Annotated in this window: 22 protein-coding genes; 5 read left to right on the plus strand and 17 right to left on the minus strand. The window is 67.2% G+C overall.

Features of this window, described 5'->3' with window-relative positions:
- Positions 1 to 33 precede the first annotated feature (33 nt).
- From V1Y59_RS13215 to V1Y59_RS13260, 10 genes are all read right to left on the minus strand, one after another.
- Complete coding sequence (locus V1Y59_RS13215) at positions 34 to 822, minus strand: SDR family oxidoreductase (protein ID WP_330505432.1); 789 nt, start codon at positions 820 to 822, stop codon at positions 34 to 36.
- A complete protein-coding gene (locus V1Y59_RS13220; protein ID WP_431309169.1) occupies positions 819 to 1,031 on the minus strand; it encodes a dihydrodiol dehydrogenase in 213 nt (70 codons plus the stop codon). The genes V1Y59_RS13215 and V1Y59_RS13220 overlap by 4 nt, the downstream gene beginning before the upstream one ends.
- 95 nt (positions 1,032 to 1,126) lie before the next feature.
- Positions 1,127 to 1,714 (minus strand): 3-phenylpropionate/cinnamic acid dioxygenase subunit beta, encoded by a 588-nt coding sequence (locus V1Y59_RS13225; protein WP_330505434.1) that lies wholly within the window; start codon positions 1,712 to 1,714, stop codon positions 1,127 to 1,129.
- Positions 1,711 to 3,156, minus strand: coding sequence for an aromatic ring-hydroxylating dioxygenase subunit alpha (locus tag V1Y59_RS13230; RefSeq protein WP_330505435.1), 1,446 nt, complete (start codon positions 3,154 to 3,156; stop codon positions 1,711 to 1,713). The genes V1Y59_RS13225 and V1Y59_RS13230 overlap by 4 nt, the downstream gene beginning before the upstream one ends.
- Positions 3,157 to 3,349: 193 nt before the next feature.
- Positions 3,350 to 4,810, minus strand: coding sequence for an aldehyde dehydrogenase family protein (locus V1Y59_RS13235; protein ID WP_330505436.1), 1,461 nt, complete (start codon positions 4,808 to 4,810; stop codon positions 3,350 to 3,352).
- A gap of 170 nt (positions 4,811 to 4,980) precedes the next feature.
- Complete coding sequence (locus tag V1Y59_RS13240; protein WP_431309165.1) at positions 4,981 to 5,778, minus strand: IclR family transcriptional regulator; 798 nt, start codon at positions 5,776 to 5,778, stop codon at positions 4,981 to 4,983.
- A 61-nt stretch (positions 5,779 to 5,839) separates the two neighbouring features.
- Positions 5,840 to 6,574, minus strand: coding sequence for an SDR family NAD(P)-dependent oxidoreductase (locus V1Y59_RS13245; protein ID WP_330505438.1), 735 nt, complete (start codon positions 6,572 to 6,574; stop codon positions 5,840 to 5,842).
- Positions 6,567 to 7,022 (minus strand): GlcG/HbpS family heme-binding protein, encoded by a 456-nt coding sequence (locus V1Y59_RS13250; protein WP_330505439.1) that lies wholly within the window; start codon positions 7,020 to 7,022, stop codon positions 6,567 to 6,569. The genes V1Y59_RS13245 and V1Y59_RS13250 overlap by 8 nt, the downstream gene beginning before the upstream one ends.
- A gap of 34 nt (positions 7,023 to 7,056) precedes the next feature.
- A complete protein-coding gene (locus V1Y59_RS13255; protein ID WP_330505440.1) occupies positions 7,057 to 7,539 on the minus strand; it encodes a hypothetical protein in 483 nt (160 codons plus the stop codon).
- Positions 7,536 to 9,209, minus strand: coding sequence for a GMC family oxidoreductase (locus V1Y59_RS13260; protein WP_330505441.1), 1,674 nt, complete (start codon positions 9,207 to 9,209; stop codon positions 7,536 to 7,538). Before V1Y59_RS13260 ends, V1Y59_RS13255 begins: the two co-directional genes overlap by 4 nt.
- Positions 9,210 to 9,417: 208 nt before the next feature.
- On the opposite strand from V1Y59_RS13260, the gene V1Y59_RS13265 reads away from it, so the two are divergent.
- Positions 9,418 to 9,876, plus strand: a complete 459-nt coding sequence (locus V1Y59_RS13265) for a MarR family winged helix-turn-helix transcriptional regulator (protein WP_330505442.1) — start codon at positions 9,418 to 9,420, stop codon at positions 9,874 to 9,876.
- A gap of 41 nt (positions 9,877 to 9,917) precedes the next feature.
- Here V1Y59_RS13265 and V1Y59_RS13270 read toward each other — a convergent pair whose 3' ends face one another.
- Positions 9,918 to 11,582 (minus strand): FAD-dependent oxidoreductase, encoded by a 1,665-nt coding sequence (locus V1Y59_RS13270; protein ID WP_330505443.1) that lies wholly within the window; start codon positions 11,580 to 11,582, stop codon positions 9,918 to 9,920.
- A 121-nt stretch (positions 11,583 to 11,703) separates the two neighbouring features.
- On the opposite strand from V1Y59_RS13270, the gene V1Y59_RS13275 reads away from it, so the two are divergent.
- Positions 11,704 to 12,405 carry a maleate cis-trans isomerase family protein gene (locus tag V1Y59_RS13275; protein ID WP_330505444.1) on the plus strand — a complete coding sequence of 234 codons (702 nt, stop codon included), beginning with the start codon at positions 11,704 to 11,706 and terminating at the stop codon, positions 12,403 to 12,405.
- Here V1Y59_RS13275 and V1Y59_RS13280 read toward each other — a convergent pair.
- The 4 genes from V1Y59_RS13280 to V1Y59_RS13295 are packed head-to-tail and all read right to left on the minus strand — an operon-like array spanning position 12,402 to position 18,575.
- Positions 12,402 to 13,256 (minus strand): PaaX family transcriptional regulator, encoded by an 855-nt coding sequence (locus V1Y59_RS13280; RefSeq protein ID WP_330505445.1) that lies wholly within the window; start codon positions 13,254 to 13,256, stop codon positions 12,402 to 12,404. The genes V1Y59_RS13275 and V1Y59_RS13280 overlap by 4 nt on opposite strands.
- 10 nt (positions 13,257 to 13,266) lie before the next feature.
- Positions 13,267 to 14,937, minus strand: coding sequence for a (2,3-dihydroxybenzoyl)adenylate synthase (locus V1Y59_RS13285; protein ID WP_330505446.1), 1,671 nt, complete (start codon positions 14,935 to 14,937; stop codon positions 13,267 to 13,269).
- Positions 14,938 to 14,940: 3 nt separating this feature from the next.
- Entirely contained in the window at positions 14,941 to 17,007 is a 2,067-nt protein-coding gene (locus V1Y59_RS13290; protein WP_330505447.1) for an acetate--CoA ligase family protein, read from the minus strand.
- On the minus strand, positions 17,004 to 18,575 hold the full coding sequence (locus tag V1Y59_RS13295; protein ID WP_330505448.1) for an FAD-dependent monooxygenase: 1,572 nt from the start codon (positions 18,573 to 18,575) through the stop codon (positions 17,004 to 17,006). The genes V1Y59_RS13290 and V1Y59_RS13295 overlap by 4 nt, the downstream gene beginning before the upstream one ends.
- Before the next feature lie 90 nt (positions 18,576 to 18,665).
- Here V1Y59_RS13295 and V1Y59_RS13300 point away from each other — a divergent pair, with 90 nt between their 5' ends.
- The 3 genes from V1Y59_RS13300 to V1Y59_RS13310 are packed head-to-tail and all read left to right on the plus strand — an operon-like array spanning position 18,666 to position 21,280.
- Positions 18,666 to 19,808, plus strand: coding sequence for a cupin domain-containing protein (locus V1Y59_RS13300; protein WP_330505449.1), 1,143 nt, complete (start codon positions 18,666 to 18,668; stop codon positions 19,806 to 19,808).
- The gene (locus tag V1Y59_RS13305; RefSeq protein WP_330505450.1) at positions 19,809 to 20,645 is read left to right on the plus strand and encodes a fumarylacetoacetate hydrolase family protein; all 837 of its coding nucleotides are present in this window, start codon (positions 19,809 to 19,811) and stop codon (positions 20,643 to 20,645) included.
- A 2-nt stretch (positions 20,646 to 20,647) separates the two neighbouring features.
- Positions 20,648 to 21,280, plus strand: a complete 633-nt coding sequence (locus tag V1Y59_RS13310) for a maleylpyruvate isomerase family mycothiol-dependent enzyme (RefSeq protein ID WP_330505451.1) — start codon at positions 20,648 to 20,650, stop codon at positions 21,278 to 21,280.
- A gap of 312 nt (positions 21,281 to 21,592) precedes the next feature.
- Here the strand turns inward: V1Y59_RS13310 and V1Y59_RS13315 are convergent, their stop codons facing one another.
- Both V1Y59_RS13315 and V1Y59_RS13320 read right to left on the minus strand, forming a co-directional pair.
- A complete protein-coding gene (locus tag V1Y59_RS13315) occupies positions 21,593 to 22,648 on the minus strand; it encodes a hypothetical protein (protein WP_330505452.1) in 1,056 nt (351 codons plus the stop codon).
- The gene (locus V1Y59_RS13320; protein ID WP_330505453.1) at positions 22,635 to 23,912 is read right to left on the minus strand and encodes a sensor histidine kinase; all 1,278 of its coding nucleotides are present in this window, start codon (positions 23,910 to 23,912) and stop codon (positions 22,635 to 22,637) included. Before V1Y59_RS13320 ends, V1Y59_RS13315 begins: the two co-directional genes overlap by 14 nt.
- Between the last annotated feature and the right edge of the window lie 176 nt (positions 23,913 to 24,088).

Genomic DNA, 24,088 nt, shown 5'->3' on the forward strand with positions numbered 1-24,088 from the left:
TCATCCCTTCTGTCGCCGTCGGTGTCACGGCGGTCATTTGGTCTTCACGGCCATGCCGCCGTCGCTGTGGATCACCGATCCGGTGATGCCACGCGACTGACGAGATGCCAGATGTACGTAGGCATGTGCATGATCGCGACTGTCGAGGGCCACCCCGAGCGGGTTGTTGGCGGCCAGTTCCGCGGCACGGTCGGGACTGTCGAGGCGACGGTCATCGAGTCCCAACGTGCTCAGGCCGCGCAGGTCGGTGCCCAGCGTCCCGCCCGGCGCGACCCCGTTCACCCGCACCTGCGGTGCCCACTCGTAGGCGAGCACCGTGACCAGCCCGCGGACGGCGAACTTCGAGGACACGTAGAGGGTGCCGCCGCGGCCGGGGTAGTACGCGGAGGTCGACTCGGTGAGGATCATGCAGCCGTTCGACTCGGCCAGGGCGTCATGGGTGGCCTTGGCCACGTGCAACTGCGACTTGACATTGACCGCGAACATCTCGTCGAAGGCGCGGTCGAGTTCGTCGGCGGGGATGTCGGCGAGCTTGCGATAGAAGTCGAACACCCCGACGCAGTTCACCACCACGTCGATCCCGCCGCCGAGCGATGCTCTGGCACTGTCGATACCGGCGGCGACGGCGTCGGCGTCGGTCGCATCGACCTGTTCCACGCAGATCGCGGTCGAATCCTCGGAGAGCTGTGAGCATTTGGCCTCGTCGCGTTCCAGCACGGCGACGGCCGCACCCTGCTCGCCGAACACGTCCACCACGGCGCGACCGATGCCCGAGCCGCCGCCGACGACGACGGCTCGGATGTCGTCGAGTGCTTCTTTCACGGTGCCTCCTCGTCGGGGAGTAGCGGCGCGAACGGTTCGCCGACCATGGCCGAGAGCGTCCGTTCGTTCTGCCAGGTGAGCGCTTCGAGTTCGAGAGAGTCGAGGGTCACCCACTGTCCGGACTTGGGGGACTCGATCAGCAGCCGGGTGCCGTTGCGGGTCACCGTCTTGACCACCCGTACCTCGGAGAACTCGTTGGCGATCTCGATCGGCTCGCCGACCGCGCGGTCGCGGAACTCACGGAGTCGTTCGGCCGCCGACTGGGCCGCGACCCGGTCCTGTTCCTCGCCTTCCCATCGCAGCGTCACAGGAACACCGCCAGGTTCTGGGTGCGCAGCACCGATTCGTCGACGGCGATGTGCCGGCGGGCCAGGAGCCAGTCGCCCTCTCGGCGGCGGAGCAGGTCGCGTCGGCCGGCGGAGATGACTGCGGGCGGCTGGACGTCGCCGCGGCTACGGAACATCAGCACGCCGGACTCGACGATGAGGTGTTCGTCGTCGGCAGTGGCGAATGTGCGAACGTTGCTGAGGTGGTGGCGGATTCGTGAGGGTGGGTCCTCGGTCCAGGCGTGTTCGGTCTCGAACCGGGCAACCCGGCGGCTCAGTGAGTACTTGTCCTCGTCGAAGTGTGCCATGTTCTTGGCGGTGTCGTAGCCGGCGCCGAGCGCGGTCGTCACCTTGATGGGCATGTAGTAATGGATGTCGTCGGCCAGAAGGTCCAGCCAGCGGGAGTAGTCCTGATGATCGAGGATGTAGGTCTCCTCGACGAGCCAACGGTGCGCCAGGAGGTGGCGGGGGTCGTCGAACGCCAGGCTCTCGCCCTCGGCCTCGATCGTGGATGCCCCGGCCCCGAGCGGGGAGTCGTGCGAGCTGATGGGGACGTAGGTGCTCATCGCAGGGTCTCCGTTCCGGTTGCGGTGACGGCGGCTCCGTTGGTGGCCGCGGCCGCCGAGGATCCGTTGGCGGTGGTCTTCGCCAACCCCATCTCGGTGGGTGCCGGGCGTTCGGGTTCACGTTCGAGGTGATCGGCCCACTCGCGCAACAGGTGTCGCTGGTTGTACTCGCCGTAGCCGACGTGCGCGACGCCCGGGCCCGCGAATTCCTCGGATGTCAACGGCGCCACCACCGGTGAGTCGTCGGTGTGCATTCCCATCCGGCTGTTGAGCAACAGCCGCGAGGCCATCGTGCCGCCGGCGGTGGTTGTCAGCGACACCCAGTTCTCCACGTCGTCCTGCTCGAACATGCCGCTGCTGCCGAAGCACATCAGATACGCCTTGTAGGAGAGGTCCTTGAATCGTTGCGGCGCCTCGGCGTCCACGGCGAACCAGGAGAGTACCTCGGTCTCGTTCTCGCTGATCGGGACCCACTGGCGCAGCGATATGAACGGCAGCACGTCGTCGGAGTCCTCCACGCGCGGCCAGTTGTGCACGAAGCTCATGTTGGGGAACAGTGAGGCCGCGGAGATCATGAAGCCGTCGCGCCCGATGACGTCGAGCTGCTCGGCGCTCCAGGTCTGCTTCATCCGCTCGATCATCTCGTCCGGATAACCCACGTAGCGGAGGCGCTCCTCGAGGTCTCCCGGCGGGAGCTTGTAGGTGGTGCCGCCGCCCCGACCGGCCCAGTAGGTGTTGCCGTCCTTGCGCTTCTCGGCCTTCGGTTCGCGGAACAGGCCGATCTCGACGACGCTCGTGTGGGTCTGGGGTGTGTGGTACATGTCGCCGGCGAAGTTCTCGGCACCGATCTTCCAGTTGGCGTTGATGCGCCACTTCTGCGGACCGCGCAACTCGATGCCGCTGGGGCTCTGCTTGGTGTAGTAGTCCAGATAGAAGGCGAAGTCGCCGAGGAACTCCCGCAACGGCGGCGCGTTGTCATCCAGGGAGATGAAGATCAATCCGTTGTAGGTGTCGAGGGCCGGGGCGGGGACGAGACGCTGGCCCTTCTTGTTGAAGCCTTCCTCGCCACCATAGGCCTCCTTGTGGAACGGCAGCCCGACGATGCGGCCGTCGTTGCGGTACGACCATCCGTGATAGGGGCACCGGAAGTGTGAGGCGTTGCCCTGCTCGGCGCGGCACACCTGCATCCCGCGGTGCAGGCACATGTTGAACATCGCGTTGATGCCGCCGGACTGATCGCGGCTGACGATGAACGAGTCCTGCAGGACGCGGCGTACCACGTAGTCGCCGACCTGAGGGATCTCTGATTCGTGCGCGACGAACGTCCAGGTGCGCGAGAAGAGCCGTTCGGTCTCCAGCGAGAAGATCTCGCTGTCGTTGTAGATGTTCGCCGGGATCATTCCGCGGCGCACCGCGTCCAGGGTGTGGGCCAGGTCGGACATGAGGCTCCTCATTGCGTCTGTCGGGTGGGGTTGTGTTCGAAGGCCGGCGTCGGTGTCGATGGTCGGGCCGGCGGCTCACCCCGTCTGAAATCTGTCGAGCGGAGAATCTGTAGAGCAGATAATCTATCTTCTAAGTAGAGATACTGATGGATGGTGGCAGTTTTGTCAACCGTCGATCGGGCCCAGATGGGTGTCAGACCACGATGTTGACGGCCTTGACCTCGGTGTAGCTGAGTAACTCGTCCACGCTCTCCTCGCGGCCCAGTCCGGAGCTCTTGACACCGCCGAAAGGCATGCCCCAGAAGTGTTGTGACGACCCGTTGATCCACAGGTAGCCGGCCTCCAACCGCCGGGACAGGGTGATGGCGCGGGAGACATCCCGCGTCCACACGCTCGCGGTGAGTCCGTACCGCGTCGCATTGGCGATGCGGACCGCCTCCTCCTCGTCGCGCCAGCGCAGAATCGCCATCACCGGACCGAACACCTCATCGTGGGCCAGCGTCATCCCGTCGGTGACCTGGTCGAATACCGTCGGCGCAACGAAGTACCCGGCGGCGAGGTTCTCGGCGCGCCCGCCGCCGGTCAACAGTCGGGCGCCTTCTCCTCGTGCGGTGTCGATGTGGTGCAGTGACTTGTCCATCTGCGCCCGCGATGCGAGCGGCCCCATCTGAGTCGCTTCGCGCATCGGGTCGCCCACCCGCAATGCGGCGACCGCGCGTACAACCCGGTCGGTGACCTCGTCGGCGATGTCCTCGTGGAGCAGCACCCGCGACGTGGAGCCGCAGGACTGTCCCTGCGACCAGGCGAAGTTCATCCCCCGAACGATGCCGTCGGCGGCCGTGGCGAGATCGGCATCGGGGCAGACGATCAGAGCATTCTTCCCGCCCAGTTCCAGTGACACGTCCTTGACCCCGGACGCGGCGGCGTCGGCCTGGATCGCGCGTCCGACGGTCTCACTGCCGATGAAGCCGATGCGTCGCACATCGGGATGAGCGACCAGGGCGCGACTGGTGTCGACCGCCGAGGACGGCAACACCGACAGGACACCCGGGGGGAGAATTCCGGCCGAGAGCTCACCGAGACGGAGTGCGGACAGCGGGGTGATGTCGGATGGCTTGAGGACCACCGTGTTGCCGGCCATCAACGGCGCCGCGACTTTGCCGGCGGCGAAGAAGAGAGGGTGGTTGAACGGGATGATCCGGCCGACCACGCCGTACGGGACGCGTTCGGTGTAATGCAGGTTCGGCGTGCTCGCGCGGATGGCGTCACCGTCAAGGGCTGTCGCAGCCTCGGAGAAGTACTCCAGAAGTATGGCGCCCCAATCGACGTCGTTGCGCATGGCGGTCAGCGGGTTACCGGAGTCGAGTGCGTCGAGTGTGGCCAGCTCCTCGACGTGCTCGCGCAACACGGCTGCGAGTGCACGCAACATCGCCCCGCGTTCACGCGCCGGTGTGTGCGACCAATCCCGCTGTGCTCGTTTGGAACTCGCGACTGCACGCTCGACGTCTCCGGGACCGGCGTCGCTGACATGGGCGAGCGCCCGGCCGGTGGCCGGGTTCACGGTGGCGAAGCGCTCGCCGGACATCGATTCGGTGGGTTGTCCGTCGATCCACAGATGCCATGATCGGTTCGCGATGTCGGCGGGGTTGGCCATGAGTGCCCTCTCGGGTGGTAGGGGTGTTCACCCCGTTCTCGATGGCCGAGATCGCCAGGGAAAGTGCAGGTTGCTCCGGCGATCCCCGCGGACACGACGGGGTGACGCGGGACCGACGTGATCGATCGGCGCCCGCGCAGATGAGTGATCGAGCGGGAGTGACGGCAGGGTCAGGCGAAGAGGTTGGCGATCTCGCGCGCCGCCTCATGCAGGGCTGCGGCGAACTCCTCCCGCACACCGTCGTTCATCCGGTAGGTGGGAGTCGAGACGTTCACCGCGTACAGATTGGTGGCGATCATCCCGATTGCCACCGATACCGATGCGACGCCCTCTTCACTTTCTTCTCTGCTGTAGGCATATCCGCGCTCACGGACCGCCTCGAGTTCCTTCTCGAGCTGCGTGCGCGTCGAGATGGAGGACGGCGTCATCGCGGTGAGCTTCTCACGCGGATAGAACTCACGGATCTGCGCCGAGGAACAGGTTGCCAGCAGCGCCTTTCCGGTGGACGTGCAGTGCGCCGGCAGGGTGGCGCCCAGACGCGATCCGACACGCACGGCCCGGGTGCTCTCGATGGAGTCGAGGAAGTACACGTTGGCGCCGTCGAGCCGTCCGAGATGGACGGTCTCGCCGAGAGCAGTGCTGAGCTTCTCCAGGATCGGGTGCGCCCGGTCGCGGACATCGACGTGCTTCATCACCGCGAACGCGATCGTGGTCAACGACGTATCCGGCTCGTACTCCTTCGTGACCGGATTCTGCCGCACGAAACCGCGGTATTGGAGCATTGCCAGCAGTCGATGCGCCGTAGAGGTGGCCACACCGAGGTACTTGCTCACCTCGGTCATCCGCAGGCTGGGCTTTTCGGCCAGCTGCAGCAGGATGCGCAGTGCGTTGTCGACGGACTCGATCGGGTATTGCGGTACGGGCCTTCCCGAGTCGTCCCCGTCCCGATCGACTGCCATGCTCAGCATGGTAACCGACCCGGACGGGGACGAACGGCGACCGTCGCGCGCGGCGAACCGGTGGCCCACATCAACTCGAGAGCCCACCGTCGACGACGAGATTCTGCCCGGTGATGTACGACGCCGCCTCCCCGGCGAGGAACACCGCGGCAGCGGCGACCTCGGCGGGCCGGCCCTGGCGGCCCAGGGGCACGGTGGTTCGCACGAGTTCGTCGAGTTCGGACTGCCCGCCGAGCTCGTTGATGACCGGACCGTTGAACGCGGTGTCGGTCCACCCCGGGGACACCGCGTTGACGCGGATCCCGTGCGGTGCGAACTCATGGGCGAGGCTGCGCGTGAAGGCGAGGACGCCGCCTTTGGACGCCGAGTAGCCGGTGACCCCGGCGGTCCCCTTGATGCCGGCGACCGACGCGACGTTGACGATCGCGCCGTTGTCGGCGCCCTTGAGCAACTCGAGCCCGTACTTCGCCAGCAGAAAGCACGATCGCACGTTCACCGCGAGCTGCGCATCCCAGTCGGAGACGTCGGCGAGGTCGACCCGTGCGGCCCGCTGGATGCCGGCCACATTGACGATGGCGTCGAGCCGGCCGTGCTGCCGGGCGATCTCGGCGAACAGGCCGCGCACGGCGGATTCGTCGGAGACATCGCAGACCGATGGGTGGAAGCGGTCGACCGGTGCGGTCTCGACGATGTCGACACCGACCACCGTGGCACCCTCGTTCAGCAGCGCCGCCACACAGGCGCTGCCGATGCCGGATGCGGCACCGGTGACCACCGCCACCCGCTCGGCCATGTGCTCAGCCACTCACGGCCCCGGTGGTCTCCCGCACGGAGTTCGCGGCTGCGGTGGCGACCTGCAGATCCTGTTCATAATGGCCGCCGCTCACACCGATTGCGCCGATCACCTCACCGGACATCACGATGGGCAAGCCTCCGTCGAACGTGACCACACGGTCCATACCTGCCATTCCTGACGCCATCTTCGGATCACCGGACGAATACTCGAACCATTGTGCCGGGGTGAAGCCGGTGGCGACCACCGTGTAGGCCTTGTCCGTGGCGACCTGCAGGCTGCTGAGGCCGGCGCCATCCATGCGGGCGGAGGCCTTCACATGGCCGGCGTCGTCGAGCACGACGATCGAGAATGCTCCCTCGATGCAGTGGGCTTCGGCCGCGGCCGCGTCGATCAGTCGCAGGGCCAGCGACATCGAGATCGAGCGCTTGGTGACGAAGTCAGTTGTCTGGTCGGGCATTGTTGCTCCTTAACTCGTTGGGTGACGGTGGTTCTCATGGGCTCGCGGTGGCCGCCGCGGACTCGACGGTGGGCTGATAGATCTCGCCGCGCTCGACGACACGCTCGAGCATGTCGAGGTAGGGGAGATCGGCACCGGGGTTGTACGTGCGCGCCTCCTGGCCGGGATAGCCGATGCGCGCGCGGATCTCGGGGTTGAGGAAGTACGCACCGGCGGTGAGCGTCCCAACTGCGCCGACAAGTTCTGGTGCGAGTGCCTGGAGGCGTTCGAACACTGCCGGTGCAGGCATGGCCGGTTCGGCGTCGGCGAATGCCGCCAAGACCTCCCGCAACGGTGCCAGCAGGTCTGGGCGTGCGGTGAGGGCGTCATCGATCCACCGGCCGGGAACGTCGGCACCCGAGGCCGACGGGCGATCGCCGTAGGAAGGGATCAGCGCATCCGCGACGATCGCGAAGGTCTCCCGATCGGCTTGCGACAGATCGGCACTGTAGTACTGCTGGGTCGCTTGATTGCTCATGCGGGCACCGCCTGTTGTGTGCGGGATGCGATGAGGCGCTCGACGTTGCGCAGCGCCAGGCTCGCGATGGTTGCGGTCGGGTTGGACGACGAGGAGGTCACGAAGATGCTGCTGTCGAAGATGAACAGGTTGTCCACGTCGTGACTGCGACCCCACTTGTCGACGACCGACGACGACGGGTCGTCGCCCATCCGGGCGGTGCCCATGATGTGCCAGCCGGCGTCGCGCATCAGGATCGGCTCGGAGTGTTCGAGCGCACCGGATGCGGCCATGGCCTCCTTGAGTCGTTCGGCGTTGAACTCGAGGTTGCGGTGGGTGTTGTCGTCGAGCCGGTAGTGGATCTCCGGTGCCGGCAGTCCGCTGTCGTCGAAGACGGTGGACGACAGTTCGACGCGGTTGGAGTCCATGGGCAGGTCTTCCACCTCGGCGGACCATTCGACCGTGTGGCCGAAGGTCCGGTCCAGGGAACGGTGGAAGTTGTCGCCCCAGGCCGCCTCCACCGTGGAGTTGGCGTACCCGGCGCGCAGGCCGAGCGGGCCGCCGCTCGGCATGATCTGCCACTTCGCGCCGCGACGGAAGCCGCGCGATGGATCGGATTCGAAGAACTCCATCGAGACCACCGACTGTCCGGCCGGGCCCAGCCAGCTCTCGAGCGGGTCCTCGTAGATCGCGGTAGCGATCACCAGCGGATGCATCATGAGGCGTCGGCCGACGAGTCCGGAGCTGTTCGCCAGTCCGTCGGGAAAGCGTTTGGACGACGAGATCTTGAGCAGCCGCGGCGTGCCGATACCGTTGGCGCACACGATGACCACGTCGGCCGTCGTGTGCCGTTCGGTGCCGCTGCGGTCGACCCACGCCGCACCGGTGGCCAGACCGCGGTCATTCACGGTGACCTCACGGACCCGAGCCCCGGTGATGAGCTCGGCACCCGCTTTGACGGCGTCGGGCCAGTGCGTGAGGTCGAAGGATCCCTTCGCGCCCTCCGGACAGCCGGTCAGGCACGTGCCGCGGCGGACGCACGCGTTCTGGTGGCGCCACGGCTTGGAGGCAATGGAGTTCGCGGCCGGCCACCAGTGCCAGCCCATCGCGTCCAGACCCTGCGCGGCCTTCATTCCGATCCGACCGATCGGCAATGGTGGCAGCGGGTAGGTCAGCGAATCCGGGTAGGCCGGGTCGCCGTCGAGGCCCGAGACGCCGATCTCGTCGGCGATCCGGTTGTAGAAGGGCAGCAGTTCCTCCCACGACAGCGGCCAGTCATCACCGACACCGTCGAGGGTGCGCGTGCGGAAGTCCGACGGTACGAACGGCGCCCAGTGGCCAGCGTAGATGACGGTGCCACCGCCGACACCGTTGTACATCAACGGGTTCATGTCGGAGTCCGAGGCGTCGATCGGGTAGTCGCCCGGGCGTCGACGGACATTGGGGTTGGGGTGCCAGTCGCGCTGCGCGGTGAGTTCCCACTCGGGCGTGGCGCCGCGGAACTCCGAGCGCTGCGCCCAATCGCCTTGTTCGAGACACACCACGGAGAATCCCGCCTGCGCAAGTTCTTTGGTCGCCACTGCGCCCGACGGTCCGGCACCGACCACGAGGACGTCGTAGTGATCGCGTTGTGGTGTCGAGGGGTGCGGCGAGGATGTTCCGCTGACTTCTATCGGAATGGAATCCGGCATGGAGGTAGTCCTTTCAGGGCTGGACTGGACTGGGCTGGAGGAATTGTCGTCCGGGGTGACGTGACTCGTCCGACTTGGGGACCGGAGCTACATCTGTGATATGTGCCATAGTCTCCCAGTCAGATTCCCTTTCTGTCAAGCAGATTCGATGTCCTTTCTCGGGGGTATCTGCTGACGTCGGGTGCGCGGGCGAAGTACCGTTGGCATCGTGGACATACAACTTGCGCAACGTCTTTCGGTGGCCTTGCTGCCGATGGCGCGTCTCATTCGTACGGCAGTGCGGGCGGCTCCGCCGCTGCCGGTGGTTCCCTACGCGCAGGTCGAGGTGCTCAGAGTGGTCCAGGATCGTCCCGGCATCTCGGTCGGTGGCGTCGCCGAGATGCTCCAGTTGGCCCCGAACACGGTGTCGACCCTTGTGAAGGCGCTTGTGTCAGCGGGTCTCGTGGATCAACAGGCGGTTGCCGGCCGTGGTCGGACCACCACCCTTTCCCTCACACGAAAAGCAGAGGAGATGATCGAGATCTGGGACCGTCGGCGAGCCGAGATCCTGGGAGATGTGCTGGATTCGATGTCACCTGCTGCCGTACAACAGATTTCCGATGCACTACCGCATCTGCTGGAGCTCCAGCAGGCGTTGGAGGAGAAGATCGCCGACCTGCGTGGATGATTCGAGGGTCGTGAATCACGTTGACTCCTTTCGTGTGACGATCACACCGCCGCCGTGACCGCCGCTGTGGGCGTGGCAGTCGAAGTCGCGACGATGTGGTCGATCGCCTGTTTGGAGAAAGTCATTGCTCGGGCCAGGGAGTACCCGGCCTGATAGCCGGCGCCGTAGTCGACGAACGCCGCGCAGTTGCCCGAGGCGTACAACCCGTCGATCGGCACACCGCGAGCGGTGAGGACGCGAGCACTCGTGTCGGTCATCAACCCGGCAGAGGACAGGCCGCTCGGCTTGAGTTCCACCGCGTAGAAGGGGCCTTCTCCGACGGTCCCCAGATTGGGGTTCGAGCTGGTCAAATCGCCGGTGTAGTACTGCGCCCACGGTGCCTCGCCGCGCTGGTAGTCCTCGTCGACTCCGGTTTCGGCAAACGTGTTGAGGCGCTGTACCGACGCGACGAGGTTGTCGGCATCCACCCCGATGCTGTGCGCCAGTTCCTCGAGTGTGTCCGCCCGGGTGACCCAGTCGGGGACGTGGCCCACCTCGAATCCGCCGAAGGAGTACTTCGAGGTGTATTGGCTGTCGAAGACGAGATAGCACGGCAGGTTGGTGTAGCGATGCGCCCAGACGTCGAAGTCGCGGAGCGCGTCGAGGATGCTCTGGAAGTACGACTCGTCGGCGAAGCGGTGTCCCTCGCCGTTGACCACCAGCGTGTGCGGCTTGGACAGTTCTTGGATTCCGGCCAGGCGCAGGAAGGGGCGACCGTTCTCCTCGGATGCCGGCATCGGGAAGCCGAGGAACAGTGCCATGTGGCGCCGGATCACGTGCAGGCCGGCGCCGAGCTCGGTCGCCATCATCAGCGGATCGCCGGTGAGTGTCTCGGGGAACATGCTCTCCCAGCCGGTGACGTCCTCGAACCGGTTGATCAACTCGGGATTGGATTCGTAGCCGCCACCGGCGAGCACGACGCCGCGCCGCGCCCGATACAGGGTCGTGTCTCCCTCGGCGCCGGCATCGGCACCGATCACCCGTCCGGTGTCGTCACGAACGAGGCCGGTCACCGGGGTGTCGAGCAGGATCGGAACGCCGCGATCGAGCAGCAACTTGATGAAGTTGGCGGCCAGGCCGGCGCCGAAGCCGCGCAGGTTCTGCGCGCGGCGCTCGGCCATCGTCGCCGCGTCGTAGTTGCGGGCGTTGCCGATCCCGCCCCAGGCGATCGCCTCCTCGAAGGTGACGCCCATCGGCAGCTCCGGCGAGACATCGACCTTGTCCTTCCAATCGCCGAGATCGTCGGTGGAGATGAGGGCGGTCTCCACCATGCGGCCCTCGGCGCGCGACCCGGGCGCGTGGCCGTGGTAGTGGTCGGGCAGGCCGCGGACCAGCTGAAACGGCACGCCGAGTCGGTGGAAGTACTCGAGTGCCCGCGGGCCCTCGTCGATGTACACCTGCTGCTGGGCGGGCACCTCGTACCCGGCGCCGAGGTGGCGCATGTAGGCGACGACATCGTCCATGTCGTCGTCGATCCCGGCCTCCCGCTGCAGGTGGGTGCCGCCCAGCCACAGCCCGCCGTAGGAATAGGTGGTGCCGCCGCCGGCCTTGGAGCCCTTCTCCAACACCACCACGCTGAGTCCCTCGGCATGCGCAGCCAGCGCCGCAGACGCGCCGGCCATGCCCGATCCGATGACGACGACATCGAATTCTTCGACCTGTGTCACTACAACCTCCATCACGCTGCATTCTCGATCACACGAAGTAATATCTGTGTCAGACATTACACGTGGATTTCAATCTGTCCAGTGGATACTGTCTCTGCAGAGCGAAAGATGGGAGATCGGGATGGCACTCACTGACGTCGTCCGTCCGCGCGTGGGGCTCATCCTCCCCAGCGCGCAGGTCGTCACAGAACCACTGTTCAACCGCGTGAACGGGGATCGATGGGACTTTGTCGCGGCTCGTGTCCTGTTGACCGGCGCCGGGTCGGCGGATCTGCGGGAGATGGAGCTGCAGGTGCCCCGGGCGGCCGCCGAGCTGGCGACCGCGCGGATCGATGTGCTCGTCAGCTGCTGCACTGCGTCCGGTGCGCTGATGGGGTATGAGCGAGACACCGCCGAGTGCCGGGCGCTGGCGCAGATCACCGGCGCCCCGGTGACGTCGACGATGCTGTCCATCGTCGAGAACCTCCGCGCGTTGGATGCGAGGTCACTCGTGGTGGTGACGCCCTACCTGCACGAGCTCGGCGCGGTCGAGCATCGCTATCTGGCCGACAACGGTTTCGACGTCGTGGCGTCACATGACGGCGAGATCGACGACCCCTACCTGATGTCGACCGATTCCGTTTCCGGGATCGTCGAACGCGCGGTCGGCATCTGGGATGACAGTGCCGACGCGATGCTGCTGAGCTGTATGAACTGGCCTGCGTTCCACGCCATCGAGGCCATTGCGGACGCGATCTCGGCGCCGGTCGTCACCTCGCATTCGGCAACGCTGTGGAATGTGGAGCGACTGCTGGTCGAGGCGCGCGCGCTGCGGGGAGCCTAGCGCTCGCCGCCGGCCACAACGCGCTCGCGCACAGCTTCCCGATCCCCGAGTACATCGGCGACAAACTCCTCTGCAGCGGGGCCCAATGCCTCGTGGAGACCGACGAACAGGCGGTGGGCCTCGTCGCCCACCCAGGGTGAGGGGCACAGGACTTCGGGCAGGAGTGGGTCGCTGTAAGGGAAGTGCCGATACGCCGAGATGAGCAGCGTCCGGGCCGTCAGCGCGGCCGGACCGTCCAGCGTCTCGGCGGTGTCGGCGACCGGCCGGAACTCCGCGAGGAAGGCGTCGTACTCGGCGGCCAGTGCGGCCAGATCCCAACACCGTTGCGCCAGTTCGCGGTCCTGCTCGACGCCGTCGGACAGACACCGCAGGATCTCGACCCGTCCCGGGGACATGACGGCGCTGATCCGGTGGGCATCGTCGCGCCGGTCGCCCGGGGCGAACCACGTCGAGGTCGTCAGCGCCCCGAAGCCGTGCCAGAGAAGGTCTTTGCGGAGCTGGTCGCGTTCCTGACGCTCCTCCTCGGACAGCTGATAGATCACCATCGTCCAGGTGTTGGTCCACTCCGACATCGGTGTGGCGAAAATGCGTTCGCGACCTTCGTCGAGCACGTCCAGCATGGCCGGGGTCAGTTGGTAGATGGTCTCGCGGCCCTCGCGATGGCTGGTGAACCATCCGTCGCGACGCAGGCGTGACATGGTCACCCGCACTGTGGCCGGCGCGATGTCGAAGACGCCGAGCAGCGTGGTCAGGTGCCCGAGGCGCACCTGCGCGCCGGGACTGTACCGCAGGTAGTCACCGAAGAGATCGAGGATGATCCGCCGGGGCTTGGGAGGTGGACTGGTCACCATTGCGATGACGTTACTGGCTGTGCGAGAGCTGGGTCGCGATGTCCTCGCGCAGTGCCTTCTTGTCGAGCTTGCCGACCTTGGTGGTGGGAATGCTCGATACGATCTGCAGTCGTTCGGGCAACTTGTATTTGGCGATCCCGAGCCCGGTCAGGTGGTCGCGGACCTCATCGAGGTCGAATGACCGGCCTTCCTGCGGCACCAGGTAGAGACATACTCGTTCGCCCAAGGCGGGATCGGGCATCGCCACCGCGGCGGTGAGTTCGACCCCGGGCAGACGATAGACCAGACTCTCGATCTCCTCGGCGGAGATCTTCTCGCCGGCACGGTTGATCATGTCCTTGTCGCGGCCGTGCACGACGAGGTTGCCGTCGGGTCGTCTCACCACCACATCTCCGCTGCCGTACCAGCCACCGTCGAGGAAGGACCGGGCATTGTGCTCGGGCGCGTTGTAGTAGCCACGCGGTGTGTAGGGCCCGCGTGTGTAGAGCGCACCGGGCTCACCGTCGGGGACGTCGGCCCCGGCGGGGTCGAGGATGCGGATCTCGTCGGCGTCGCAGACCGGCCGCCCCTGGGTGGTGCAGATGACGTCGGTGGGATCGTCGAGCCGGGTGGCGTTGATCAGCCCCTCGGCCATCCCGAACACCTGCTGGAGCGTGCAGTGCAGGACGCTGCCGACACGGGCGGCGTACTCGTCGGGCAGGCGGGAGCCGCCCACCTGCAGGACTCGCAGGCTCTCGAGTTGGTTACCGCCGGTACGTGCCTGGTTCTCGATCCACTGTTGCGCGACCGCCGGAACCGCGGCGGAGATCGTGACGCCCTCGGCGGCGATGGTCGTGAACGCGCGCACCGGTTCCGGACTGGGCAACATCACCGTCTTGGCGCCGGCGAGCAGTGCACCGAGGATTCCGGGGCAGGCCAACGGGAAGTTGTGGCCCGCCGGCAGTGCCACGAGGTAGATGTCGTTCTCGTCGAGTTCGGCGACGGCAGTGGTCGCCCGGATATTGCACACATAGTCGTTGTGGGTGCGCGTGATGAGTTTCGGCAGTCCGGTGGTGCCGCCGGAGATGAGGAAGCAGGCGGGCGCGTCGGGGTCGGGATTCCACTCATCGACCCGACGACGCAAGAGCTGTCGCTCGGTACCGTCGTCGGGAAGTGCCAGGATCTCGTCGAGGTTCACCGCACCGTGGCGGGGAGTCCCCGACACGAGGACGACGTCCAGGTCGGCCAGCTCGGCGACGAGCTCGTGCGCGAGCGCCTGATGGTCGAAGTCGCGCAACACATCCGGTACCGCGATTCCGCGGCTCTCCGAGAGCGAGGCCAGATGGGTGAGTTCGTAGCGGCGGTGTGACGGCAGCGCCATCACCGGGATGACGCCGGCCCGGAAGCATGCCAGGGTGAGTGCGACGAACTGCCAGCCGTTGGCGAGTTGGACGAGTAGCCGGTCATCGGGCTCGAAACCGAGGTCGCGCAGTCGGGCCGCTGCCGCATCGGCGCGGTCGGCGAGTTCGGCGTAGCTCATGCGGACGTCGCCGTCGACGAGCGCTTCGCGATCGGGGTACTCGTCGGCGACCGCGGAGATCATCTCGCCCAGGGTGCGATCTTCCCAATATCCTTTGGCGCGATAGTCGGCGGCGATGTCTGCGGGCCAGGTGACAACGCCCGTGCTGGTGGAGTGGCTCATCGGTCATCGCTCCTTGGTGGCGAGGGTGTCGGTCAGGACGACGGCATCGAGGGCGATCAGGCCGTCTGCGGTCGCCCGGAGTGGGTTGATCTCCACGTCCGATATCGATGGGTGGGCGTGCACCAGACGTCCCAGGGTATCGAGGACGTCTGTCAGCTGGTCGCGATCGACCGGAACCCCACCACGGTGACCGTCGAGGATGCCGCGTGCGACGAGCCGATCGGGCAGATGCGTCAGCCAGCCGCGGGTGGCGGGCCAGGCCGCCACCGCGACGTCGGCGTAGACCTCGGTCGCGGTGCCGCCCACACCGACCACGACGATGACCCCGAACACCGGGTCGCGTCGGGCGCTGACGATCAGATCGGTTCCGGCCGGGGCCATCTCCTCGATGAGGATCTCCTCGCCGACACCCGCTCGCCGGGCGGCGTCACGGACGTCACCGAAGGCCTCGGCCATCGCCTCGGGGGTGGCGACACCGAGGCGGACGCCGCCGATGTCGCTCTTGTGCAGCACATCGGCCGACGAGATCTTCACCGCGACAGGGCCTGCCATGCCGGAGCGGGCGGCCTGCGCCTGTGCCAGGTCGGTGACCACGCGGCGGGCGGGAGTCGTGATGCCGCAGCGCTCGAGGAGGTCTTTGGCCGCGGTTTCGGTGAGCCCGGTGGCGGGCAGGTCGACGGTCGGGCCGCTCGCACTCGCGACGCCGGCGGGCGCCGACGTGTCGGCGAGCAGGTCACGGAGCGTGGCGTCACGCGCCAGGGCGTCCAGTGCCACCGCGACGGCCTGCGGACCGACCACCAGCGGAATGCCCGCGTCGGCCGCCCGGTGGCGTGCCTTCGCCACGTCGTCGGCGGGACCGTCCACGCCGAGAACGATGGCGGCACCGTTGCGGTGCGCCGACGTCGCGGCCTCCACGAGATCGACGACCGGCTCGGCGAGTGCGTAGACGGCCGTCACGTCGATCTCCGGATCGTCGGCGACGGTGGAGATCACCGCGCCGTATCGCGGGCCGGGCCGCCCGGTGTCGACGGGGTTCGCCTGGTACGTCATCGGCGGCAGCAGCGTCGACAGGGTCTCGATGGTGGACCCGGTGAGTCGGGGAAACCCGACCCCGGTGTCCTGGGCGGCGTCGACGATGGCCAGGCCCGGCCCAGCCTGCGCGGTGACCAACGCGGCCGCGGGCGAGGCGGTGGGCGCGATTCGAGCACGGGACAACACGGTGGCAGCGGTGACCAGGGCATCGACGGTCTCGACGACGACGGCTCCGGCCTGCTCCAGCAGGGCGCGGGTGGTACGCCAGGACGTGGCCAACGCGCCTGTGTGCGACTGTGCGAACTCGCCGATGTCGTTCTTACCGATCACCAATGCCACCACCGGTTTGATTGCCGCGGCACGGCGGACGGCGGCGATCAGCGCGGGACCGTCGGAGATGGTCTCCAGATGTAGCGCGATGACCGTGGTGGCGTCGTCGGCGGCGAGATGGTCGAGCACGTCGGGCGCGGCGACGTCGATGCCGGCGCCGATGCCGACGCCGACGCTCAGGCCGGCCAGTTCTCGGTCGAAGGCGAAGGCCAGGGCGTGATTGAGCCCGCCGCTGGCCGCGACCAGGCCGACGCCGCCGGGGCTCAGGGAGGCGACCCCGGGGACGAAGCTCGCCAGCAGGGCCGCCCGAGGGACGAAGAACCCCGATGTGTTCGGGCCGAGGAGTCTGATGTCGTGCCGTCGGGCGGCGTCGAGTACATCGTCCTGGTGTCCGACGCCCTCGCCCCCCGCCTCGGCGAAACCGCCGGCGCAGATCAGCGCTGCGCCGATCCCGGCCGCGCCGCACTCGTCGAGGACCGCCGCGCAGGCGGGTGCGGGAATGCACAGCACGGCGAGGTCGATCGGACCGGCAGCCGCCGCCTCGGTGACCGAGGTGAACATCTGGTCCCCGCCGCGCGGATTGACCAGGGCGACGTTGCCGTCATAGGGGACGAGGCTCGCCGCCATCGCGCCACCCAGCTTGTCGGGGTCGGCACTGGCGCCGATCACGGCAACGCCGCGAGGGGAGAAGAGGGCCTCGAGGCTCACTGGTCGTCTCCGTTCTCGACGGCGGTCGCGTCGGCGCGTCCGGCGAGGATCATCGTCTCGGCGGCAACGGGATTCGCGACATCGTCGCCGGCCAGCACCACGGTCAGGCCACGGGTCAGCCGTGCCTGTTCGGCCAGCAGTTGACGCGCGAGGATCGGCGGTCCGTCGATGACGACGGCGCCGTCGGAGGGTAGGAGGTCCATCAGGTCGTCGACATCGGCGGCGACGGCGTCGGCCGACACCTCGATGCACGGCGTGATGGCCGATGCGCCATGTCGGTCGTGCAGCGTCGCGACACCGGCCGTCACCGTCATCTCCAGCATCCGGCCGGCGAGGTCGACGCCGGCGATCTCGATGGGCGTGTCCACGGCGCTCGTGCCGTGCCGTCGCTGCCAGTCGTCGCGCACCTCGGTCGCGAGCTGCGGATCGCGTTGGGCGATCTTGTCGATACCGATGCTGCGGGAGAAGAAGTGGAAGGCGAAGGTGGTCGGTGCCAGCGACCGTTGATACAGGCCGAAATGCTCCCACCACGAAAGGCTCGGTACCGCGGCGGTCTGGACCTTGTTCACCGGGATGCGGGCGTTGGCGACGTAGTCCGACAATGCGATGTCGACGTCCTTCTCGCTCTTGGAGACCGCGGTGAGCTGGGCGGCGAGTTCGATGGCATCCTCCATGGCCATCTTCGTTCCCGAGCCCACCGAGAAGTGGGCGGTATGGACCGCATCGCCGAGCAGGACCACGTTGTCGCGGCCCCAGTTCTCGGTGCGGCGGGTGCGGAAGTTTCCCCACCGTGAGTTGTTCCCGACCAGTTCTGCACCCTGCAGATCGTCGCGGAAGACCCACTCCAAGTAGTGCTGTGTGTACTCGTCGGATGGTCCCGGCGGTTGCGACACGTCGAATGTGTCCAGGTCGGCGCGCGCGAATGTGTCCTCGTCGGTCTCGACGATGAATGTGCTCAGCTCGTCGCTGATCGGATACGCGTGCGCCGCGAAGTTGCCCGGGCCGGTCACGCGGTGGATGAAGGTCAGGCCGTCGAAGAGGTGCGTGGTCGCGAACCAGATGAACTTCGCTGTGGCGGTCTCGATCGAATGACCAAGAGGTGCTTGCGCTTCCAGTTGCTGCCGGGTTGTCGAATTGGTGCCGTCGGCGCCGACGACCAGATCGTAGGATGCGCGCAGTTCGTGCAGTGGTGGTGCGGCGGTCGCGTAGCGCACGTCGGCGCCGGCGGATTCGGCGCTCTGCTGAAGTCGCCGCAGCAGTGCCTTGCGGTGGATCGCCGACATCCCGTTGCCCGAGAATCCGTGCCGCTCACCCTTGCTCCAGACCTCGATGCGGTCCCAGTGGGTGCCCGCCTCGGTCAGTGCCGACCGCAGGGTCGAATCGGCCTCGTCGATCTTGCGCAGCGTCGCATCGGAGAACACGACGCCGAAGCCGAAGACGTCCTCCTTGCGGTTGCGTTCGAAGACGGTGACCTCTGCCTGTGGGATCGATTGTGCGATCAGGGAAGCCAGGAGAAGCCCACCGGGGCCGGCGCCGACGATCGCGATTCGGGACAACGAAGCGCTCATAGGGGAGACGGTAGCCCGGTCACACGTAATGTGCAACGAATTTCTGGTGACCGTCTTGAAATCGTTGCACATAGGGTGCAGGCTGGAGGTATGACCGCGCACGATGTAGCGAACCCAGTGAAGCTGACGGCCGTCGCCGCCCCCGACCAGCCGGAGGTGACTCCCGCCCTCGAGGAGCTCTACCGCGGTTTCGAGCGTGAACTGCTCGTGCCGCTGTGGACCGAGATCGGTGATCTCATGCCGAGCAGTCCACGGTCGCGGGCTGTGCCGCATCTGTGGCGATGGCGCAACCTGATTGAGCTGGCGGCACGTGCCGGCGATCTGGTCGCGGTGGGCCGCGGCGGTGAGCGCCGTGCGATCGCGCTGGCCAATCCGTCGCTGGGTGGACGGCCGTTCGCGACGCCCACCCTGTGGGCGGCGATCCAGTATCTGATGCCGGGGGAGGACGCACCCGAGCACCGGCACACCCAGCACGCGTTCCGCTTCATCGTCGAGGGGTCGGGCGTGTGGACCGTCGTCGGTGGCGACCCGGTGCCGATGAACCGCGGCGACTTCCTGCCGCAGGCCGGCTGGAACTGGCACGCCCACCACAACGCGACCGAGCAGCCGATGGCGTGGATCGACGGCCTCGATATCCCGTTCCAGTACGCGAACGAGGCCCAGTTCTTCGAGTTCGGCCGCGACGAGATCTCTGATGCCGAGCGCATCACGCCGGAATACTCGCGCTCCGAGCGGCTGTGGGGGCGGCCCGGTCTGCGGCCGGTCTCCGCGACGGGGGCGTCGGCCGGCAGCCCGTTGCTGGCCTACAAGTGGGTGCACACCGACGCGGCCCTCGACGACCAGCTTGCGCTCGAACGCGAAGGCTACGGCGGGACTGTGGAACCCGGGCACGCTGCCGTGCGCTACACCAACCCGGCCACCGGTGGCGATGTGCTGCCCACCATCCGCACCGAGTTCCATCGGGTTGCGCGTGGGGTCGAGACGGCGCCGGTGCGTGAGACGGGTTCGTCGGTCTATCAGGTGTTCGACGGGTCGGGCACCGTCACCGTCGGGGAGACCTCCTGGACGGTCGCGCGCGGCGATCTCTTCGTCGTGCCGTCGTGGCAGCCGTTTTCCGCTCGATCCGAAGCAGGACAGTCCGATTCCGACTCGGGCGCGCTCGACCTGTTCCGCTTCTGCGATGCACCCATCTTCGAAGCACTCCACCTCGACCGGTCAGAGAGGACCACGTAAATGAAGCTCGCCACCATCCGCACCGCCGACGGCACCCGAGCGGTCAAGCTCGACGGAGACCGTCTGCTCGATGTGGGGTACCCCGACCTGGGCGCCCTGCTGGCCGATCCAGAGGGACTTGCGGCCGCAACGGCGGTCGGCGCGGACGCCACCGCCTATGACGCTGCCGCAGCGGATTTCGCGCCTGTCGTGCCCCATCCCAGCAAGGTGATCTGCGTCGGCCACAACTACACCAACCACATCAAGGAGATGGGGCGGGACCTGCCGTCCTATCCGACGCTGTTTCCCAAGTTCGCCGACAGTCTGATCGGCGCCAACGACGATGTCGCCCGACCCGAGGAGACCGATGCCCTCGACTGGGAGGTCGAGCTGGTCATCGTGATCGGGTCCGACGTGCGGCGCGCGACCGACGAGCAGGCCGAGGCGGCCATCGCCGGATTCACCGTGATGAACGATATCTCGGTGCGCGACTGGCAGTTCCGGACCATCGAGTGGACGCAAGGCAAGATCTGGGACTCGTCCACGCCGGTCGGCCCGTACCTCACCACGCCCGACGAGGTCGGCGGCGTGCGTCCGGCGCTGCAGGTGACCACCACCGTCGACGGCGAGGTGATGCAGGACGACAACACCGGCACCCTGCTGTTCGATCCGGTGGCGTTGGTCAAGTACGTCTCGACGGTGATCCGGTTACGGCCGGGTGACCTCATCGCCACGGGCACCCCCGCCGGTGTCGGCCACGCCCGCGACCCGAAGGTCTATCTGGACGGTGGTCAACAGGTGGTGGTCACCGTCGAGGGGCTGGGTTCGTGCGTCAACACGATCGTCAAGGGCGGCTGAGGATGTCGCGCACGTTCGACGACGCGTATCGCTGGATGCGTGACGGGACCGACCTGTTCCTCGACGTCGCCGGTTCATTCGATGACGCAGCGCTGGCAGAGCCCAGCCTGCTACCGGGCTGGACCCGCGGGATGGTGCTCTCGCATGTCGCGGCGAACGCCGACGCGATCAGGAACCTGGTGACCTGGGCGGCGACAGGTGAGGAAACGCCGATGTATGCCTCGCCGGAGATCCGCACCGAAGGGATCGAGCGTGGGCGGCACATGGCGGCTGACGCGCTGCTGTCCTGGTTGTGCGACTCGGCCAAGGCGCTCGACGTCGACATGGCCGCTTTGGCCGACGAGCAGTGGCAGCGGGAGGTAGTCACCGCTCAGGGCCGCACGGTTCGGGCGACCGAAACGGCGTGGATGCGGACCCGCGAAGTCTACGTGCATGTCGTGGACCTCGACGGAGGCGTCGTTTTCGGGGATCTGCCCGCCGACTTTCTGGCCGCGTTGGTCGACGACATCCGTGCGAAGCGGGGGATGACGGACGACGACCTCGTCACGGTCGGTGAGCTGTCACAGACCGCCGCGTGGTTGGCTGGACGTCCGCACGATCTCCGCAGTGCCCGGGAGATCGGACCGTGGCTCTGACAGGCGAGGCCCGCGATACGCCGAGCTGGTATCACGCCGCGAGTCGGGGCCTACTGGACCGAGTCCCGCTGTGCTGTCGCGCGACTTGGGTGTCAGCGCTCGTTGCAACCTAGTGTCCCGCACCGGAAATTCGTTGATGATTTCGACGTCCAGGCGGCGCCTCGCTTCGTTGGCGTTGTCGCAGGTACATCCAGTACCTGCTCCTCCGCCGCCTCGCGATGCATCCACCTGGACCGCCGAACTCATGAAACGAATTTCCGGCGCGGGACGCTAGTGAACCTCGACGGGCTGTGCTCTGTCCTCGACGCGAACTCACCCAACCTGCTCGGCGACGGTGAGTTTTCCGTCGCCGGCGTAGTCGTAGCGCCGGGTGACTCCGCCGCCTTCGACCAAGATCGTTGCGAGCGTGGCACGTCCGGGCGGGACCACGCGGGCGGTCACCTGCCCAGCCGTCGCCTCGTCGAGGATGCCGATGAGCGCGTCTTCCAGATCTGGGTGGACGACGCCGGTGTCACCCTCGACGCGGTCGTCGAGCAGCGTCACCGCGAGGCCGCGCTCGCGGGCGCGCCACACGGCGTCACGCACACGAGGGGAATGCCAGCCCTGCGCTCGAAGGCCGTCGCGCAGATCGGCTTCCACCAGTCGGGCGCGGGTGACCTCGGTGTCGGTGAACTCGTGGTCGTCGGCGACCAGCCGCAGGATCGGACGCGCGGTGCGGTCCAGGTGGGCGACCTGCCTGTCGTTCTCCTCGCTCTCGGCCTGCGCGGCAGCATCGTCGACCGCGCGCTGGACCGCCTCCTCCCGCAGGACCCTGATGCGGGTGGCCATGGGGCGCAACATCACCACGAACAGGGTCGCCAAGATCATGGTGGGATAGATCCAGGTGGTGAAGAAGATGCCGCTAAGAAAGCCGCGATCGCGGCTATCGGACCAGATGCCGGCGGACAGGCTCATCAGCAGCGTCCCGGCCCAGGCGACGACGGGTCGTCCACGCAGGGCGAGGAGAACCAGGATCGCGGCGGCGGCGATCAACGGCGGCTGGCACTGGACGATGTCGAGTGTCTCTGTGGGAATCGACCACCAACTCAACGCGGTTGCGACCAGCATCACGGCCACCACGGCGATGCCGGTCGGCAGCGGATACTTCTCCCCGGGCGCCCGGACCACGGCGACCGCGAGTGCGCTGAGGATGAGGAACGCGATGGTGACACCGGTCCACGGCCAGACGCCACGCATCTCGAGTCCGGCGCCGATGGTGACCACGACGTAGACGAACCCGAGGTGGGCGAGGGCGAGGATGACGGTCCGCGAACGGATTCCGAAGATGTCGGTGATGGGTGCGGGAGGCGGGGCGTCATTCAGCGGCATCGCGCACCCACTCCACATGGACTGTCGTGCCGCGGCCCGGAGAGCTGGTGACCGTCGACCGTCCACCCGGGAGAACGGCCATGCGCCGGTCGATGCCGGTGGCCAAGCCGAGCCGTTCAGGGGCCACGTCGAGCGGATCGAAACCGCGCCCGTCGTCGACGACCGTGATCGACACGCAGTGATCGCCGAGGTCGCAGGTCACGGCGCAGCTCGATCCGACGCCGCCGTGGCGACGCCAGTTTCGGACCGCCTCGTTCATCGCATCGATCATGCTAGTCGCGACCGCTGCCGGGTACACGGTCTCGGTGTCCGCGGCGGTCTGGATGTTGCAGGTGAGTTCGTCGTCGATGAATTCGACTGCGGCGCGGATGTGTTGCGCGAAGTCGTCGGCCCCGATCTCTGCCGGCAGCGAGTTGCCGGCGGCCCGGGTGTCGAGTTCGTCGAGCGCGGACACGGCTTGCGCTGTCACCGAGGGTTCTTGCCGGCCGGGTCGGATGGTCAGCAGGATCGCCATCACCTTGTCGTGGATCAGGCCGGCGAACCGGGCCCGAACCTCTTCCTGCGCCGACGATGCCGCCGACGCCGCCGCGCCACGAACAGCGGCTTCCTCCTCGTCGTCGAGCACTTCGGCGGTGCGTCGCGTCACCACGGTGATCGACAGGAAGACGCAGATCAGCGCGACGGTGAGTAGAGCGTTGAGGTACGACTCCCAGTTGAACTGCCCGTAGAGGCCGAATTGGTTTGCGGTGTACGCCAACAGAGTCGAACCCAGGACGTGGAGGAACGCCCACCGATGATGACCCGACATGGACAGCAAAAGGCCGGGGACGCCGATGAATTGGATCAGCCAGATCGCCCACCGCGAACCGTCCGGTGCGAGTTCGCCATTGGACGCGACGAACCACAGCAGAACGGCGACGTTCACCGAAACGCACGACAGGATGCCGAACTCGGTCAGCCGATTCAGCCCCGGCCGGTAGGTGGAGATCGCCACCGCCACAGCGGGCCCGGCCACCAGCAGCACACTCAGCGGCGGCCACCAGGCTGCGGTCAGGTCCGCGCGGTCGATGATCACCGGCGTCAGCACCGCTGTGATGACGAGCAGCCCGACCGCTATGAACCGGGCGACGATGCGCTGCACCCGGACGAGGCCGGAGGTGTCCGGCGGTCCGGCCAGGGCCGTGCGCCAGCCCGGCTGCTCGGATCGGGACCCGTCTGGCGACCGGGTGGCGGTCGCTGTGGTCGTGTCGAGAGTTCGGGTCACGTCGTGCACCCCTCCGTTCCGACGTTCGAGCTGTGTCCGAACCGCCGTGGAACGGACCGGGCCGGCGCGCCGTCACCTGCCGGGTGCGGGCCGCTGTGTCAAAGGGCCGCAAGGTCCGTTGCGGTATCGATCGACACTAGCGGCTGCCCGGCGGCCCGGCAGAAGTGCGACGGTCC

It is taken from the genome of Gordonia prachuapensis (assembly GCF_036350515.1).
Classification (GTDB): domain Bacteria; phylum Actinomycetota; class Actinomycetes; order Mycobacteriales; family Mycobacteriaceae; genus Gordonia; species Gordonia prachuapensis.

What these genes read in the sequence shown, in the direction of transcription:
- V1Y59_RS13235 (WP_330505436.1), bottom strand. Translation starts at nt 4,810, where the DNA reads ATGGCCAACCCCGCCGACATCGCGAACCGATCATGGCATCTGTGGATC.
- V1Y59_RS13260 (WP_330505441.1), bottom strand. Translation starts at nt 9,209, where the DNA reads ATGCCGGATTCCATTCCGATAGAAGTCAGCGGAACATCCTCGCCGCAC.
- V1Y59_RS13240 (WP_431309165.1), bottom strand. Translation starts at nt 5,778, where the DNA reads ATGCTGAGCATGGCAGTCGATCGGGACGGGGACGACTCGGGAAGGCCC.
- V1Y59_RS13300 (WP_330505449.1), top strand. Translation starts at nt 18,666, where the DNA reads ATGACCGCGCACGATGTAGCGAACCCAGTGAAGCTGACGGCCGTCGCC.
- V1Y59_RS13315 (WP_330505452.1), bottom strand. Translation starts at nt 22,648, where the DNA reads ATGCCGCTGAATGACGCCCCGCCTCCCGCACCCATCACCGACATCTTC.
- V1Y59_RS13255 (WP_330505440.1), bottom strand. Translation starts at nt 7,539, where the DNA reads ATGAGCAATCAAGCGACCCAGCAGTACTACAGTGCCGATCTGTCGCAA.
- V1Y59_RS13250 (WP_330505439.1), bottom strand. Translation starts at nt 7,022, where the DNA reads ATGCCCGACCAGACAACTGACTTCGTCACCAAGCGCTCGATCTCGATG.
- V1Y59_RS13230 (WP_330505435.1), bottom strand. Translation starts at nt 3,156, where the DNA reads ATGTCCGACCTGGCCCACACCCTGGACGCGGTGCGCCGCGGAATGATC.
- V1Y59_RS13295 (WP_330505448.1), bottom strand. Translation starts at nt 18,575, where the DNA reads ATGAGCGCTTCGTTGTCCCGAATCGCGATCGTCGGCGCCGGCCCCGGT.
- V1Y59_RS13275 (WP_330505444.1), top strand. Translation starts at nt 11,704, where the DNA reads ATGGCACTCACTGACGTCGTCCGTCCGCGCGTGGGGCTCATCCTCCCC.
- V1Y59_RS13310 (WP_330505451.1), top strand. Translation starts at nt 20,648, where the DNA reads ATGTCGCGCACGTTCGACGACGCGTATCGCTGGATGCGTGACGGGACC.
- V1Y59_RS13280 (WP_330505445.1), bottom strand. Translation starts at nt 13,256, where the DNA reads ATGGTGACCAGTCCACCTCCCAAGCCCCGGCGGATCATCCTCGATCTC.
- V1Y59_RS13305 (WP_330505450.1), top strand. Translation starts at nt 19,809, where the DNA reads ATGAAGCTCGCCACCATCCGCACCGCCGACGGCACCCGAGCGGTCAAG.
- V1Y59_RS13225 (WP_330505434.1), bottom strand. Translation starts at nt 1,714, where the DNA reads ATGAGCACCTACGTCCCCATCAGCTCGCACGACTCCCCGCTCGGGGCC.
- V1Y59_RS13285 (WP_330505446.1), bottom strand. Translation starts at nt 14,937, where the DNA reads ATGAGCCACTCCACCAGCACGGGCGTTGTCACCTGGCCCGCAGACATC.